Here is a 15,869-nt window from a genome sequence, read left to right as displayed (position 1 = left end):
TAATTCCTTTCCAACTTAGCTGATTATCATCTTTGAGTATCAAATATACACTGTTTGCCATCAATCTGTCACAAAGTAGGAGGAACGTTTGCGTAAAACACCATTGTTATTAGCTATGATGATCATTGCCACAGGCCAAGTTGGCGTTAGTATTTATCTTCCTTCTTTGCCATTGATTGGTCATGACTTGAATTTGCCGCAACATTCGATTCAGAACCTCGTCACACTATTTCTCGTTGGCTTCGGTATCTCTCAGCTGTTTTATGGCCCATTGTCTGATGCGATTGGTCGTCGACCAGTATTTATTCTGGGCCAAAGTGTGTACCTAGTTGGTACGGTTATTTGTATCGCGTTTTCGGACAACATTATTGCTCTTGAAGCGGGGCGGTTACTTCAAGGTTTGGGAGCGGGCAGTGCCTCGGTGCTTGGTCGCTCCGTATTGCGTGACAGTTATGACGGTATGCAATTAACCAAAGCGCTATCTTATATTTCAGTCACGGCATCTGTGATGCCAATTATTGCTCCGCTGTTTGGTGGTTGGATTGCTTTTCACCTGAGCTGGCATGCTGTCTTTGTGTTTGTGCTGATTTACTTAATGGCAATTTTTACGCTTGGTCTATTGGTGCTGCCAGAAACACTGCCTTACCCGAAGCGAAAATTTAAAGTAGGCCAGGTGAGTGCAAATTATTTGCGCCTGTTAACGAATACTCAAGTGATTGGTAGTGCGAGCTACAACTGGCTTAGTTATTTGTCGGCTTTGGTAACGCTTTCCTTGTATCCATTTTTAATGCAACAAGAGTTAGGCTTAACGGCGGCAGATTACGGTTCTTTGATGATCATACCGTCAGTTGGTTTGCTGACGGGCAGCTTGGTGCTTAATTTGATCAACGCTCGTTACAAAGCTCAGCAAATCTTGCTGATGAGTTTCGCGATTGTTGCTATTGCTGGCTTCATATTGTTGGTTACACCCTTCAGTGTATTTTCATTACTAGTGGCATTTACGTGTTTAAGTTTTGCCCAAGGCATGTCGTTTCCGGTATCAATTAGTTTGTTGCTGTCGCCACATAAGCAACAGGCCGGAGCGGTTTCTGCGCTATCTGGATCAATTCAAATGTGTTTAGCCGGGTTGTTTGGCGGATACTTGGTAGATTCTTGGGTCACGAATCAAAACCAGCTTGGGGTGTTTTATTTGTTTATTGCGTTACTTTCTTGCTGTGTGCTTGCATTGAGTCAATTTCGTAAAGTGCCAGAAGGGACGATTCAAGCAGAAACTTCCACCTGAATATACTTGCAACGAAAGAGGCAGCTTTCTAAAATGCGCTGCTAAATTAAGTCAGGATCATTGTGTATATTGAATGACTCAGTTTGAGAGGAAGAGGGCAATGCCTGATGCTGCTCCTCTCAGCTTGGGGATACCTTTCTGCCCAAATGACTATCCGATCTCTAATCGTTAGGTGAAAGAATGCAACAAAACGAATTTGAAACACTGGTAAAAGAAATTACTCAGCAAGAAAGCATGCCAAAGGCACTCGAAGTCTTGAAGGCGTGTGAGGAAGAAGAAGTTGCACAAGCGGCACAATCCCTAACGGGTCAGTTTGGTCTTGCAGAAGTTGATGGCGAGAAACGTATTTACCATATTACCACTCAAGAAGACGAGTCCGGAGAAGAGCAAGAATACGTGGAGCACGTCATGAATGAAGGCGATCACTTGATCAAATTTGCTGCGTGGTTCTTTGAAACATTCTTTGAAATCAAACAGAAAGATACGTACGTCGCAGCGGGTAAAACATACCAGCAACCTAAGCGATAGGCGCCCATTTCGAAAAAGTAATCAGAACCAACCTGAAAGTTAATTACAAAATAAATGTGACGTCAGTCTTGTTTTTATCTAATTGTGGTGTAAAATTACAACATAGTTAAGTCAATACATTCAGGAGAAGGTCATGGGTAACGAACTTGGTGGTGCTTATATTGGCCAGATGATTGCAAAAGACGCGATGCACAAAGCGCTTTACGGTAAAGCGAAGAAGAAAAAAGCTTCTGTTTTTGCTCGTGTTATGAAAAAACTGGCGAAATAATTTAAAAAGCCCTGATTGAAGAATCAGGGCTTTTTGCTTTTATCTGTCTTGTTTTTAGTGGCAGCCGACATATTGAACAACATTGGTAAACCACTACTCAAAGACGGATGGCATTTGAATCAAACGCTAAGCGGATTGGCTTGGTATCTCCACGACATTATTAGGCACTTTATCTAGCCCCTTTGCTGCTAACCACTTTTCTAAATCGTCAGCGCCTCCAACATACTTTCCATCCAACCAGATCTGCGGCACTGTTACCGGCGTTTTTTCTCCAATGATGGCCTTTACTTCGGGAATCATGCGATACAAAGCGGCGCTGTCTTTAACCACGTCATGATACTCGTATTGAACACCAGCATCGTCAAGTAGTTGTTTCGCTTTGACACAGTAAGGGCAGGTGGCTTTACCATAAACAATGTTGCCTTTTAGCTCATCGCGTTTGACCCATTCAGCGATAACTGATTGCACAAGCACGCCCCGGTTTAGCGCTTCTCCTTGGCTGACCACTTTTCCTTCGACAATAAGAATCGGTGCATGCCAGGCCCCTGCTTTTAATGGTTCCCACCAATGTGATAACCAATCTTTTACTTCCAGTTCAACGGGGACATCAGCGAGTTCGTTTTTAAAAGTATCCGTCAAAATATCTTTAGTTAACGTACATTCACCACAAGGAATATTGACTTTGAATGGACCCCAACTACCAGCCCAGCGGTACAGTGTAATTTTGATTGGTTGACTCATATGGTGTTCCTCATTTCCTTTCCTGAAAATATAGAACCTTGCAATTAGACTTTTCTTTCAACTAGCTTTGTCTTTTTCGATTCCCAGTGCGTAATAAACGCAATGGAGGCAATAATAATCGCGGCGCCTAGCCATAAACGACCAGGTGGTACCCAGCCAAACACCAACCAGCCAGCAACGACATTCAAAGGCAGTTTTGCGTGATCAAATGGTTGCACAAACGAGGCGTCTGCAACTGCGTACGCTTTAACGATAGCCCATTGAGCGAGTGCTGTAAGCGCGCCTGCGGCTAAAAGTACGCCCCATATCGTCCAGGTATTTGGCATTGTAAATGTCGGTATTGCCAATAAGATATTAAACGGCGTTATCAGCAGTAATAAATAGACAACCATGGTTGAGGGCGGATCGTTGACCGACATTTTCTTTACCATCAGAGAATACGCTGCCCAGAAAAATGCGGCGCCAACAGGAAGCAGGGTCGCCCATGTAAATGAATCTGCCCACGGCTCAAGAATGATCATAGCACCAACAAACCCTGTTAATGTTGCTAACCAGCGTGCAGTACCTACCTTCTCTTTGAGTAAAAAGCCAGATCCAACCGTTGCAAATAATGGAGAGGTCATCAGTAGCGCAATGCCTTGCCAAATCGGAACTGGATAAGCGAGTGCCCAAAGCCAAAGCTGAATCCCGATAACAGAGAGAAAAATACGGAAGGTATGCCAACCAAAGTGTTGGGTTCTTAGTGAGCGTCTAATTCCAAGTGTACGCAGATAGGGCAGAATGACAAATAAGGCAATAGCGTATTGGAATAATGCGAATGTGGTGGAAGAGACACCAAAGTTGATGCTAGCAATTTGGGCGAAGCTGTTCACTATGGCGAATGCCAAGCCAGCTGTTAGCATCCAGGACGCACCTTGAACAGGATGATGATTCAATTGAAAAATTCCAGTTTGATAGAGGTGGCGGGATCATACGTCCTATTGTTTTTCGCGCCAATAAAAAAATGCCTCCCAGAGGGAGGCGACATTACCAATTCAAAGGACGTGCCTGTTATAACAGGTACAAAGAACGAGAAGCACAAACGCTGCCATGCATTTGCATAATTGGTATTGCAGAACGCGTGCCAGTTTTTATCTATTTGATTTTAATTGTCTTTTTTATTTTAGTTCGGTTGGCTATTAGGAGAAATGCACTAACTTAGTGACAAATCGCATTAAAAGAGGGCAGAGGCAGGAGTCACTACGCTCGTTTTTCATTGCAGAGCGACGTTTGGATAGTGTGAAAACTTATTGAGTTATGTTGGGTTACACAAAAAATGGCCAGCAAGCATGCTGGCCAAGTGGACTCGCTCTTAGGACAAGAGTGAATTAGAAATCGTAACGTACGCCTAGGCGCAGTGTATCTTCGCCTTCTGTGACTAGACCTGTTGTTGCATCTTTTGCTTCATCAAGTTGGTTGATGTAGTAAGACAGGTAAGTACGGAAGTTGCTGTTTAGTTTGTAGTAACCAACAAGCTCGATACCTTCAACGGTGTCGTACTTTGAACCGTTGTCTGGATCATTCTCTTGAGCTGTGTATAGCGCAGCAAGTGTCACTTTGCTCGCTACTTTGTAGCTTGCGACTAGCTCGTAAGCCGTAAAGTCTTCAGCGTCAGTCAATGAACCTTGAGAATAAGTACCTGCTAGGTATAGGTTATCCATCGAGTAAGCGATACCACCTAGAACTTGATCTTCAGAGTTGTCTTTATCTACGTCGCCACCAGAATATGCAAGACCGAGGTCTAGGCCCATTGGCAGTGAGTACATTCCAGAGATGCCGTATTTATCTTCGTTATCACTAGAGTTTGCTTGGTAGGTTGCTTGTAGTTGTAGTGCATCAAACGCACCACGGTATGCGAAAACGCTGTCTTGCTTATCAGAAGAGGAATCGATAACTTGCTGAACACCAGAGAACTCAGTGATATCCGTCATGTCAGAGATGATGACTGCAGCCATGTCTTGACGACCTACAGAGAAAGCACCGATATCAGAGTCGACACCTGCATACATGTAGCGGTTTTTGAATTCACTCTTGCCCGTTTTTTGCTCGGCTTCGTAAACACCGAATGCAGAAAGGCCATTGCCGATGTCCGTTTTACCTTTTAGATTAAGACGAGCGCGGCTTTTATCTTCCATTGAGCCTTCAACTTCAGCACCACCTGAACCGATGAAGTCACCACGGAACTCAACGCGGCCGCCAACTTTTAATTCAGTACCGTCGTTTTTGTATACTGTTGCTGCGAATGATGGTGCTGATACCAATGCTGTAAGAATTGCAGTAGTTAGTGCTGCCTTTTTCATTTTCTTATTACCCTAGTTGTAATCGATGGGCTTTCTTGCCCGATGTGTTGATGACGCTAAGGTAAACGCTGAAAATGAAAGATAGATTTCTGTTAAGTTATGATTTGATTGCACTTTTATTGCTGGCGAGAATAAGTGTCCCTTCTGATATCTCTTATAAAAAGAAAGGTTTTATCTTTTTTGAGGTTTTTCTGCCTTCTATTGGAGACCGTGCTTTTTTCAAAAAGTTCCTGAACCTATTTTTGTTCCAAAATGTAAGTAAATATTTCATTTTGACGGGAAAGTTATTTTCAAAAGTTGGGGGTCATCAAGTATTTGTGAGCTCTATCTCGTTAAAGCATTTCTTTTTGTAAGGTTTTTACGGTTGGATTTTTTTCGGACAAGTAAACGTTTGCCTTTTAGTTTTTTGCTGAGAATTTTTCACTCGGTTATCAGGAACTAATCAAATAAAGTGTCGGCAGTTGTTACACAAAGGTAAATCCATTCTGGCGGAAAAGATGCCCCAGAGGGCCTTTGTATTCCTTTCTGTGTTCATCATTTCGTTTTACGAGAGTGAATCAGAGCTGGGTCTAAAACTGACTAACCAACTAATAAGTAATGGATTTAGAAATGAATAAAAAATTATTAGCAGCGGCAATCGCAGCAGCAACTTTCGGCACTCAAGCAGTGGCAGTGGAACTTTATAATAACGATGGCACAACATTTTCGATGGGCGGCCACGTTTCTGTTAACTTAAATGGTTCAGAGCAAGGTGACACGGATGTTGGTACTAACTCTCCTCGTATCAATATCTCTGCGACACAAGATTTAGGCAATGGCTTCACCGCAGACGCACGTGGTGAATGGGCTCTAAACTACTTAGATGGCGGTGAAGAGTCGTTTAAAACTCGTCTAGGTTACTTAGGTTTAACACATGAGGTTTACGGTCGTGCAGTAGGTGGTACGCAATGGTCACCTTACTATGATGTAGCAGGCATCGCGGATATGCCAATTGCGTTTGCGAATGACTTCATTTACGACGATCACGGAAACCTAGGCACAGGTCGTGCGGATAAAATGCTGTCTTATCGAAATGGCTTTGATTTAGGCGAAGCAGGTGCGATTAACGTTGGTCTTGGATGGCAAGGCGCAAATGATGAATACACGCGTAACGACGCAGGTACTATCACTGGTGGTCTTAAATACGATGACCGCATGCAAGTTGCGCTTTCTTACGCAATCATGGGCGCGAAAATTGGCTACTCATACAACGGTGGTGACTTCCAACACCCTGCTTACACAGGTAAACACACCGCGGAATCACATGTTGTGTCTGCATCTTACGGCGCTTACGGCCAAGGTCTGTTCCTTGCCGCGGTATATGGTTCAAATGAAAATATGAACTTCAGTGTAAATGGCGACCGTTTGGCGGAAAGTGATGCGTACGAAGCGATCATCGCATACGCTCTAGCGAACAGTTTAAACTTGAGCGTTAACTACGAGATGGTTGAAGGTAAAGAGTTCAAAAATTCTAAAACAGAAACCGCTCGTGAGGAAATGGCACTGCAGGCAGAGTACAACTTCACGCCTAAATTTGTTGGTTACGCGGGTTACCAGTTTGACCTAAATGATGACCATGATCGTGAAACTGATGACAAATGGGCGATAGGTGCTCGTTACTACCTATAATAGGATTTAGCGAGAACAATCATTCACCCTTATTGATTTAAAGCCAGCCTCGTGCTGGCTTTTTTGTCTATTTGTTTTCCAAATACCTTGATATTTCAATTAGATGATACAAAACTCAAAACGGGGTGAATGTCTTATTTTTCACACTAGAGGATGGGATTTAGTGTCGTTAAGTCAATAGGTTAGATTATGATGAGGTTTTTGTTTTGCAGGGAAGAGCGATGAGCGTTATTCAAGTTGAAGAAAAGAAAGTAGAAGTGGGTAAAGTGCTTTGTGTTGGGCGAAATTACGTTGAACATATTCATGAGCTTGATAATGCGATACCTGAGCAAATGGTGGTATTTAATAAACCCGCGACTTCCGTATCGACGACTCTGCGTTCATTTCATCAAGAGCCTCTTCATTACGAGGCTGAAATCTGTTTTCTGATCAAAGATGGACACTATTCAGCGGTCGGTTTGGGATTGGATCTGACCAAGCGCGGTTTGCAGTCTTCACTTAAACAACAAGGGTTGCCCTGGGAGCGTGCTAAAGCGTTTGATGGCTCCGCAGTGTTTAGTCGATTTGTCTCTTTGGATAACATTGATATTAATGATCTTAACCTAGAGCTCTTGATTAACTGCGTTCGTGTACAAAAAGGTCACGTTAACCAGATGCTCTATCCGCCGCTAACCATTTTGGATGAATTAACGAGTTACACAACACTTCAAGATGGCGATGTGGTAATGACCGGCACACCAAAAGGAGTTGGTGAGGTGCATCAAGGTGACATCTTCCTTGGACGATTAAAGTGTGGTGATGTCACCCTGTTGGAGATTGAGTGGGTGGCGAATTAAAGCCAAATTCGCAGAACGAGAAATACCACCATGCTGATCACCGTCGTTAAAAGAACATTTTTAGTAAAGTACGCGATTAACGCAGCCAGCAAGGCAGCCAATAAAAATGGGTTGTGCACATTCACGCTGAGTGCTCCATCGGGAATGAAAACGATAGGCGCCCAGATCGCAGTGAGTACCGCAGGGCTGGCGTAGTTGAGCACTTTTTGTGTACGTGTCCCTAATCGCAGTGGTAGCTTGGGTTCTAAAAACAAGTAGCGGCTGGTGAAAACAAGTCCCGTCATCAGTAAAATAGACAACATGATCATTAGTGTTTCTCCTGTACTTGTTCCACAAAGTAGCCTGTAAGCATGGCTAAAATGCTCGAAATCATCAAACTTCCTTCCACTTGGTAATAGGTTAGGGCGACCGAGCTCACTAATGCCACGACAACACTCGCGAGCACCGCCATATTTTTAATAGTCGGAACTACAATTGCGATAAAAGTCGCGGCCACAGCAAATTCTAATCCCATTTCGTTCAGTTCAGGGATCAGGCTTCCCGCAATAATGCCCGTCAATGTCGCGATATTCCAAAACAGGTAAAAACTCAAACCAGCCCCAAGCGCATACCAGCGATTAAATTGTTTATCGGAATGATGACCTACAATCGCAAACAGCTCATCAGTGAGTAAGAATCCGAGTGATAACCGCCATTTAAGAGGAAGTGGTGCAATTTTACTGCGCATCGATACACTGTAGAGGAAGTGTCGAGAGGTGATAAAAAACGTTGTTAGTAACATGGTTACTAGGCCTGCCCCCGATTTAATCATCCCCATCGCGACGAGCTGCGCGGAACCTGCGAACAGAATGGCGGATAGTGCTTGTCCTTCCAAAGGGTGAAGCCCAGTATCAATCGCGAATGAGCCTGCGAGCAAACCCCAAGGTAACACCGCGATACTCAGTGGCATCATCGCAAGTGTGCCTTGCCAAAATAGCGTGGCTTTTGATTCTTCTTGTAACGGCAAAGTGTGGTCCATAGTTTCTTCTTAGTTATTCCTAAATCAGGCTACCAAGATAGCTCGGTAGTCGCATAACGCCTTGTACAATATTGCTGCTTTAGCTGTGACGGACGTATTGGCCGGGTGTGACGCCCATGGCTTTTTTAAAGTGTCGATGCAGATGGCTTTGATCATGGAAGCCACATTCTTGCGCTACATCTGAAATTTTTTGTCCGAGTTTGAGCAACTTCTTTGCCATTCGTAAACGTTGTTGAATTTGATAAGCATGGGGAGGGAAGCCAAACTGTTTTTGAAACTCTCTTAGCAAATGAAAAGGGCTTAACCCAGCCAGTTTTGCGAGCTCTTCTAGCGAGACGTCCGTTTGCGGGAAGTCTTCCAAAAACTCTTTGACCAGCTGTATTTGTCGCTGAGCTCTGGTTGATTCTTTGAGCGGTGCCCGGTGGGTGCTGTGTTTGCTGGCTAGTTTGATCAACGTGCCGTAAATCAAAGTTTCTCGTAGTAGTCGGTTGTCTGATTTTTCTAGCGTTTCAAACACCAATCGCAACTGATTTGCTAGTTCAGGATCATAAACCACAGGTTGAGGAAAATAGGGCAGCGCGACATTTGGTGAACCAAGCTCTTGCCCTAAGGTCTGAAACTGCTGTGGTACGGGGTACATTGCTTTGTATTCCCAACCGCCTTCTGAGGCCGAATGCCCGTTGTGTACTTCATCGGCATTAACAAGGATGATGCTGTCCTGTGGCGCGATATGATTTCCGCCTGTTCGAAAGAACTGCTGTGCTCCCTTCTCGATGACGCCAATAGTGTAACCCTCGTGACTATGGCGTGAGAAATTCTGCTTCTCATACTTTGCATCGAGAAGTTCTAAACCGCCGAGCTCTTGAGCTATCTTGAAGGTAGCGATTTCCTTATTCTTTTCTTTCATCTTTATCCGGTCTGCTCAAGAAAGTCATCTTAGAAGTGTAACGGATCCATCGTGCTTATTTTTGTACAAAATTGCTATTCGATTTTTATAAATAGGCGAATTGATTGTTATTTTGCAATCTAGCGAACTATGATTTTTATTTTCTGAATCATCTTGGTGATTTTGGGCTGGCTGTTGTTATTTTGTTGGTATAACATTCGCCGCTTTGTTGTAGAAAAAGCGGTTCCATCATGATTGATTTATCTGTACTTCCTGTTTATCTCACCGCAGTAGTGGCTTTGTTGCTGTTACCAGGGCCCGATATGTTGCTGATCGCGAGCTCTAGTATGAGTTACGGTAAGAAGGTCGGTCTTTTTGCTAGCTTAGGCAATGCGACGTCTGGTGTTATTCTTACTTTGCTTGCTGCAATGGGCGTATCTACCCTGATTGCAATGAGCCCAATCGCCCTTAAAGTCCTTCATCTATTAGGTGGCGCTTACTTGCTAAAAATGGGCTGGGACTGCTTACGAGCTGAGGCATCAGCGGCTCCAGAACTTGATAATCAAAACAAAATGGCATCGACTTATTATCAACGTGCCTTGATGAGTAATTTGCTTAACCCTAAAGCGTTGGTATTTTTTGTGATGTTTTTGCCGCAGTTTGTCTCAAGCAATATCACAGCGTCTTCTGGTGAGCAGATGCTAGCACTAGGGTTATTGTTAAACGTCCTTGGCTTGTCATTCAATTTATTACTTGTTGGGCTGGCAGGCACATTGGGTAAGGGGCTGCTTGAGAACGAAAAATTCCGCACGTATCAACATAAACTAATGGGTTTGGTGTTCGTTATTCTCGCGTTGTGGATGCTGAGCAGTTTCGCCTTGTAAAGTTATCATATTCCATCAGAAAGCCAGCAATTGCTGGTTTTTTGTTTTAGGATATTGGTGTTTCCTAAGGAGAGGGTATATGAAGCTTGAATTTTGTTTAAATCCAGATCAAACAGACCTTGATTCTGTTCGTGAAGGTATTCGATCTTATAACCGAATGCACTTGCCTGAAGGGGAAGTGCATGCTGTGGGCTGTTTTGCTAAAGATGAGAATGGCAAGACTATGGGTGGTCTGACTGGCGAAATGTTTAAAAATACGGTATTTGTTGAGTTTTTGTGGGTAGATGCTGAAAGTCGGACATCTGGTATCGGTAGCCAGTTAATGGCGATGTTAGAAGAAAAAGTAAAGCCTCACGGGGTTACCCATGTTTATTTGGATACCTACAGCTTCCAAGCTCTTGAGTTCTACCTCAAATTAGGTTTTGAAAAAGTAGGGCAGTACTCAGGTTATCCTGCAGAGGGCATCCACAAGTACTTTCTACAAAAGGAAATTGTAAGCTAGGGAAAAGCACTGGTTAGCTTGACTTGTTCTAGTCAAAATCAAAAAAAGAGGCGCGAATTTGCGCCTCTTATCGTATCAGGTGTCTCTGCTTCTCTTTGACTTACAAACTTGTCTGATGCGCGTCGATAAGTTCGTTCATCTTCGCCTCTGCCGCTTGCTGTGCTTGTGCATAGCTCATATCCGCAGGGAAAAGGTTGATGACTTCGTAGTAACATTTTAGTTTTGGCTCAGTACCCGAAGGGCGAACAACCACACGAGACTGATCTTCTAGGTGATAAATCAATACGTCACTTGCTGGTAAGTCAATGGATTCTTCTGAGCCGTCATCAAACATGCGAACTGATGTTTTTAGATCTTCAGTTACTGCGACTTTTTTACCAGCAATCTCTGTTGGTGGATTTGCTCGGAGTTTGTCGCCGATTGGTGGAGAGTTCGGGTCGAGAGCGATGCTGCGCTGCGCGTTAAAGTAGAAACCGTGCTCGCGGTACAGTTCTTCCAGTTTATCCCATAGTGTTTTGCCTTGAGCTTTAAGTTTACCTGTTAGCTGAGCAAATGCGACGATTGCAGATAAACCATCTTTATCCCACACCTTGTTACCCACGGTATAACCGAGCGCTTCTTCATAAGCAAACAAGAATGGATTGGCTTCTGTCTCTTGCTCCATGGCAACGTTAGTGAGCCATTTGAAGCCTGTTAACGTTTGGTAGTATTGGGCGCCATGCGCTTTGGCAATGCTACTCAGCATTCTTGATGATACGATGGTGTTGCCAACCAGAGCGTTAGGTTGCTGTTCTAGCAAGTAATCGCCAAACAGTGACCCCACTTGGTCACCGGTTAACATTTGGTATTCGCCATCTGGGCGTTTTACCGCCACTGCAAAACGGTCGGCATCTGGATCGTTGGCACAAGCGATATCAGCATCTACAGATTTACCCAACGCCATCACCATATCCATTGCTCCCGCTTCTTCAGGGTTTGGGAAGTTGACGGTTGGGAAGCTGCCATCAGGTTCGCGCTGTTCCTTTACACTTGCCACTTTTTGGAAGCCTGCGTCGGCAAGTAGCGTTTCCGCCATATTCGCCCCAACGCCATGCATTGCAGTGTAAGCGATAGAAATATCGGTGTTGTTGTCAGGAGTAAGCAGCGCGTTTTCGTTCATCGTTTTACGGTAAGTTTGGTAGTAGTCGTCTTCCAACCAAACTAACAAACCGTGCTGTTTTGCATCATCGAGAGACATTAAAGGTAATGGCTTCGTTGTTGCGTCATCAATTTTCGCTGCGATTCCAGAGTCGTGTGGAGGAATGATTTGTGCGCCATTCTCCCAATATACTTTAAAGCCATTGTACTCTGGTGGGTTGTGGCTAGCGGTAACAACAACAGCGGCCGCAGCATTCAATGTTCGGACACCAAACGCAACAATTGGGGTTGCTGCAACATCGTACGTTAGGTAAACCTTGATACCAAGGGCTGTCAGTACGGACGCGGTATCATGCGCGAATTGTTTCGAATCAGGACGACCGTCGTAGCCAATAACGACACCACGACTTGCGGCATCTTTGACTTGCTCTAGCAAATAGTTTCCTAGGCCAGTGGCTGTCTCTTGAATCACCAAACGGTTCATTCGGTTTGGACCTGCGCCCACTTTGCCGCGTAACCCTGCTGTACCAAAGGCAAGGCGCGATCCAAAGCGATCAGTAAGCTCTTGTTCATTATTTGTATCGACGAGGTGTTGTAGCTCTTCGCGAGTCTTAGGATCAGGGTCTCGTTCTAGCCATTGAGTAATTAGTGCTGTCATATCAATCATTCCTTAGTAGGGGGCGCCTACTTTCTTGGACACTTCGTTTTGTAAGTATCTCAATGTTTTCTTTTAAATTAATGTAAATGGTTCTCAATTACATTTCAAAGAGGGCAATCGATAAACCGAATTAATTTTTCTTATCCGAACAAAATTTAATCATATTTAATTTCTTGAAGAACCTTGGAACTATAACTAGCATTTTAACATAAATATAACAAACTGTGTCGAAATCGTAGTTTTTGTGATTTTTCGTAAAGTTGTTCGATATTTGCATCGGGACGCAAGGAAGCTCGCGCAAGCGTAGCGGCTGAGCAGAGGAGAGATCTTTTGAAAAGATTAACGACTACTCTAGCCTTATCACTGAATGTGATTTTAATCACATTCTCCTCTTTCAGTTGGTCAAAGGAAAGTGACTACAACATGACCAAAGGGGTCACAGCGATAAGTGGGCAAGTGTATGAATTACATATGCTGATTTTCTATATCTGCTGCGTAATTGCTTTGATTGTATTTGGTGTCATGTTCTATTCCATCTTTCGTCATCGCAAGTCAAAAGGAGCAGTTGCCGCACATTTCCACGAAAGTACAAAAGTGGAAATTATCTGGACAGTCATACCTATCATCATTCTTGTCGCCATGGCGATTCCCGCAACGAAAACTTTAGTCGCAATGGAAGACACAAGCCAATCAGATATCACGGTCAAGATCACAGGCTCGCAATGGAAATGGCATTACAGCTATTTTGGTGAAGATGTTGAGTTCTTCAGTTTGCTTGCCACCAGCCAAAAGCAAATTGATGGTATCGAGACAAAAGGCGCGCATTATCTATTGGAAGTAGACAACCCCTTGGTGTTGCCTGTGAATCGTAAAGTACGTTTTTTGATGACTTCTGATGATGTCATTCACTCATGGTGGGTGCCGGATTTTGCTGTCAAGAAAGACACCATCCCTGGTTTTATTAATGAAGCATGGACAAGAATTGATGAGCCAGGCGTATATCGCGGCCAATGTGCGGAGCTATGTGGTCGTGCTCACGGGTTCATGCCGGTGGTGGTGCATGCGATGGAAGAAAAAAAGTTTGATGAATGGTTAGCGAGTAAGAAGGAAGAAATCGCACTTCAAAAAGCGGCGGCACAAGAAGCGCTCTCTCAAGACTTATCCATGGATGAGTTGATGTCGCAGGGCGAATCGATATACACGGCGCGTTGTGCTGTGTGCCATCAGGCTAATGGTGAGGGGATTCCGGGTGCATTTCCCGCGATTAAGGGCAGCCCTATCGCAACAGGCCCAATTTCAGAGCACATTGATGTGATTGTGAATGGCCGTCCGGGCACTGCAATGCAGTCTTTTTCGAACCAGTTAAGTGACAAAGAAATTGCCGCTGTCATTACATATCAGCGAAATGCATGGGGCAACGACACTGGCGATACGGTGCAAGCATCCGATGTGAATGCCTTTAAGGCACAAGGCAGTGCTAAGGAGGAAATATGAGTAAGCCAATAGATAAGGCAGTGAAGTCTGCACCAGCGGAAGCCAGTGCAAACAGTACCATTGCGATTGATGATGGCCATGAACACCATGCTCCCCAAGGTATCGCTCGTTGGCTGTATTCCACAAACCATAAAGATATTGGCACCCTGTACCTTTGGTTTAGTTTCGCGATGTTTCTGACTGGTGGGGCGATGGCGATGGTCATTCGTGCCGAACTATTCCAGCCTGGACTACAGCTGGTTGATCCACAGTTTTTTAATCAAATGACCACGGTACACGGTTTGGTGATGGTGTTTGGTGCTGTGATGCCAGCATTTACGGGCCTTGCTAACTGGATGATTCCAATGATGATCGGTGCTCCAGATATGGCGCTACCTCGCATGAACAATTTGAGCTTCTGGATTCTACCTTTTGCATTTCTTATTTTATTGAGCTCGTTGTTTTTACCTGGCGGCGGCCCCGATTTTGGCTGGACGTTCTATGCTCCGCTGTCCACGACTTATGGCCCAGATAGCACCGCGCTGTTTGTATTCTCTGTTCACATCATGGGGATCAGCTCCATTATGGGCGCGATCAACGTTATCGTGACGATAGTAAATATGCGAGCTCCGGGAATGACTTGGTTCAAGTTACCAATGTTTGTTTGGACTTGGTTAATCACCGCTTTCTTGTTGATCGCGGTTATGCCGGTATTAGCAGGTGCGGTGACGATGGTTCTTACCGACAAATACTTCGGGACTAGCTTCTTTGATGCTGCTGGTGGCGGTGACCCGGTGATGTTCCAACACATCTTTTGGTTCTTTGGTCACCCAGAAGTGTACATCATGATTTTACCGTCGTTTGGCATCATTTCTGCCATCCTTCCTGCTTTCAGTGGCAAGAAGCTGTTTGGTTATCATTCGATGGTTTACGCGACGTGCAGCATTGCGTTGTTGTCTTTCCTTGTGTGGGCGCATCACATGTTTACAACGGGAATGCCAGTTTTTGCAGAGCTTTTCTTTATGTATTGCACCATGCTGATTGCGGTACCAACAGGGGTGAAAGTCTTTAACTGGGTCGCCACCATGTGGCGTGGGGCTCTGACATTTGAAACGCCAATGTTGTTTGCCATTGCCTTTATTGTTCTCTTTACGATTGGCGGTTTCTCAGGGTTGATGCTGGCGATTGTGCCGGCGGATTTCCAATATCATGACACTTACTTCGTGGTTGCGCATTTCCACTATGTGTTGGTATCTGGTGCTGTATTCTCGATTATGGCGGCTGCGTACTATTGGCTACCTAAGTGGACAGGCAATATGTACGACCACAAACTGAGTTTGTGGCATTTCTGGTGCTCGATTATTTCAGTTAATGTTTTGTTTTTCCCGATGCACTTTCTAGGTTTAGCGGGTATGCCAAGACGTATCCCGGATTACGCTATTCAGTTTGCTGATGTCAATCAAATCGTCTCCATTGGTGGATTTGCGTTTGGGGTGTCACAATTGATCTTTTTATGGGTGGTGATTAAGTGTATTCGTGGCGGTGAAAAGGCCGCTGCAAAACCGTGGGAACGTGCGGAAGGCTTAGAATGGACGGTGCCAAGCCCGGCGCCCCATCATACGTTTACTACGCCGCCTAAAGTCGATTAA

General features: G+C 44.5%; 16 protein-coding genes. 9 read left to right on the top strand and 7 right to left on the bottom strand.

The window, feature by feature from the left end; all coding sequences use genetic code 11:
- Positions 1-88: 88 nt before the first annotated feature.
- The 3 genes from NL643_RS09460 to NL643_RS22750 all read left to right on the top strand — a co-directional run bounded on the left by NL643_RS09460 (position 89) and on the right by NL643_RS22750 (position 2,078).
- A complete protein-coding gene (locus NL643_RS09460) occupies positions 89-1,282 on the top strand; it encodes a multidrug effflux MFS transporter (RefSeq protein ID WP_253644324.1) in 1,194 nt (397 codons plus the stop codon).
- 180 nt (positions 1,283-1,462) lie between these two features.
- On the top strand, positions 1,463-1,810 hold the full coding sequence (locus tag NL643_RS09455) for a hypothetical protein (protein ID WP_005391198.1): 348 nt from the start codon (positions 1,463-1,465) through the stop codon (positions 1,808-1,810).
- Between the two features lie 133 nt (positions 1,811-1,943).
- On the top strand, positions 1,944-2,078 hold the full coding sequence (locus tag NL643_RS22750) for a hypothetical protein (protein WP_005391196.1): 135 nt from the start codon (positions 1,944-1,946) through the stop codon (positions 2,076-2,078).
- A gap of 126 nt (positions 2,079-2,204) precedes the next feature.
- On the opposite strand, the gene NL643_RS09450 is transcribed toward NL643_RS22750, so the two are convergent.
- The 3 genes from NL643_RS09450 to NL643_RS09440 form a co-directional block, all read right to left on the bottom strand.
- Complete coding sequence (locus tag NL643_RS09450) at positions 2,205-2,819, bottom strand: glutaredoxin domain-containing protein (protein WP_053809571.1); 615 nt, start codon at positions 2,817-2,819, stop codon at positions 2,205-2,207.
- Between the two features lie 44 nt (positions 2,820-2,863).
- Positions 2,864-3,721 (bottom strand): DMT family transporter, encoded by an 858-nt coding sequence (locus NL643_RS09445; RefSeq protein WP_253644323.1) that lies wholly within the window; start codon positions 3,719-3,721, stop codon positions 2,864-2,866.
- A 465-nt stretch (positions 3,722-4,186) separates the two neighbouring features.
- Entirely contained in the window at positions 4,187-5,158 is a 972-nt protein-coding gene (locus tag NL643_RS09440) for a porin (protein WP_006742074.1), read from the bottom strand.
- Between the two features lie 609 nt (positions 5,159-5,767).
- On the opposite strand from NL643_RS09440, the gene NL643_RS09435 reads away from it, so the two are divergent.
- Both NL643_RS09435 and NL643_RS09430 read left to right on the top strand, forming a co-directional pair.
- Positions 5,768-6,826, top strand: a complete 1,059-nt coding sequence (locus NL643_RS09435) for a porin (RefSeq protein WP_145472097.1) — start codon at positions 5,768-5,770, stop codon at positions 6,824-6,826.
- Between the two features lie 221 nt (positions 6,827-7,047).
- The gene (locus tag NL643_RS09430; RefSeq protein ID WP_248380117.1) at positions 7,048-7,662 is read left to right on the top strand and encodes a fumarylacetoacetate hydrolase family protein; all 615 of its coding nucleotides are present in this window, start codon (positions 7,048-7,050) and stop codon (positions 7,660-7,662) included.
- Here NL643_RS09430 and NL643_RS09425 read toward each other — a convergent pair.
- The 3 genes from NL643_RS09425 to NL643_RS09415 all read right to left on the bottom strand — a co-directional run bounded on the left by NL643_RS09425 (position 7,659) and on the right by NL643_RS09415 (position 9,587).
- On the bottom strand, positions 7,659-7,970 hold the full coding sequence (locus tag NL643_RS09425) for an AzlD domain-containing protein (RefSeq protein WP_006742072.1): 312 nt from the start codon (positions 7,968-7,970) through the stop codon (positions 7,659-7,661). The two genes, NL643_RS09430 and NL643_RS09425, sit on opposite strands and share 4 nt — an antisense overlap.
- Complete coding sequence (locus NL643_RS09420) at positions 7,970-8,680, bottom strand: AzlC family ABC transporter permease (protein ID WP_046873712.1); 711 nt, start codon at positions 8,678-8,680, stop codon at positions 7,970-7,972. Before NL643_RS09420 ends, NL643_RS09425 begins: the two co-directional genes overlap by 1 nt.
- Before the next feature lie 79 nt (positions 8,681-8,759).
- Positions 8,760-9,587 carry an AraC family transcriptional regulator gene (locus tag NL643_RS09415; RefSeq protein ID WP_253644322.1) on the bottom strand — a complete coding sequence of 276 codons (828 nt, stop codon included), beginning with the start codon at positions 9,585-9,587 and terminating at the stop codon, positions 8,760-8,762.
- Positions 9,588-9,817: 230 nt separating this feature from the next.
- Here NL643_RS09415 and NL643_RS09410 point away from each other — a divergent pair, with 230 nt between their 5' ends.
- Both NL643_RS09410 and NL643_RS09405 read left to right on the top strand, forming a co-directional pair.
- The gene (locus NL643_RS09410; protein ID WP_005391182.1) at positions 9,818-10,450 is read left to right on the top strand and encodes a LysE family translocator; all 633 of its coding nucleotides are present in this window, start codon (positions 9,818-9,820) and stop codon (positions 10,448-10,450) included.
- A gap of 79 nt (positions 10,451-10,529) precedes the next feature.
- Positions 10,530-10,952 carry a GNAT family N-acetyltransferase gene (locus NL643_RS09405; RefSeq protein ID WP_104972786.1) on the top strand — a complete coding sequence of 141 codons (423 nt, stop codon included), beginning with the start codon at positions 10,530-10,532 and terminating at the stop codon, positions 10,950-10,952.
- A gap of 100 nt (positions 10,953-11,052) precedes the next feature.
- On the opposite strand, the gene NL643_RS09400 is transcribed toward NL643_RS09405, so the two are convergent.
- Entirely contained in the window at positions 11,053-12,747 is a 1,695-nt protein-coding gene (locus NL643_RS09400) for a phospho-sugar mutase (RefSeq protein ID WP_253644321.1), read from the bottom strand.
- A gap of 330 nt (positions 12,748-13,077) precedes the next feature.
- Here NL643_RS09400 and coxB point away from each other — a divergent pair, with 330 nt between their 5' ends.
- Together coxB and ctaD are read left to right on the top strand one after the other, a co-directional pair.
- Positions 13,078-14,241: a cytochrome c oxidase subunit II gene (gene coxB, locus NL643_RS09395; RefSeq protein WP_253644320.1), complete on the top strand. Its 1,164-nt coding sequence runs from the start codon at positions 13,078-13,080 to the stop codon at positions 14,239-14,241.
- Positions 14,238-15,869, top strand: coding sequence for a cytochrome c oxidase subunit I (gene ctaD / locus NL643_RS09390; protein ID WP_253644319.1), 1,632 nt, complete (start codon positions 14,238-14,240; stop codon positions 15,867-15,869). Before coxB ends, ctaD begins: the two co-directional genes overlap by 4 nt.

It is taken from the genome of Vibrio sp. Y42_MX_L11 (assembly GCF_024181785.1).
Taxonomy (GTDB): Bacteria; Pseudomonadota; Gammaproteobacteria; order Enterobacterales; family Vibrionaceae; genus Vibrio; species Vibrio diabolicus.
The sequence above is the reverse complement of the archived record's forward strand: the minus strand, read 5'-3'. Positions and strand labels throughout refer to the sequence as shown.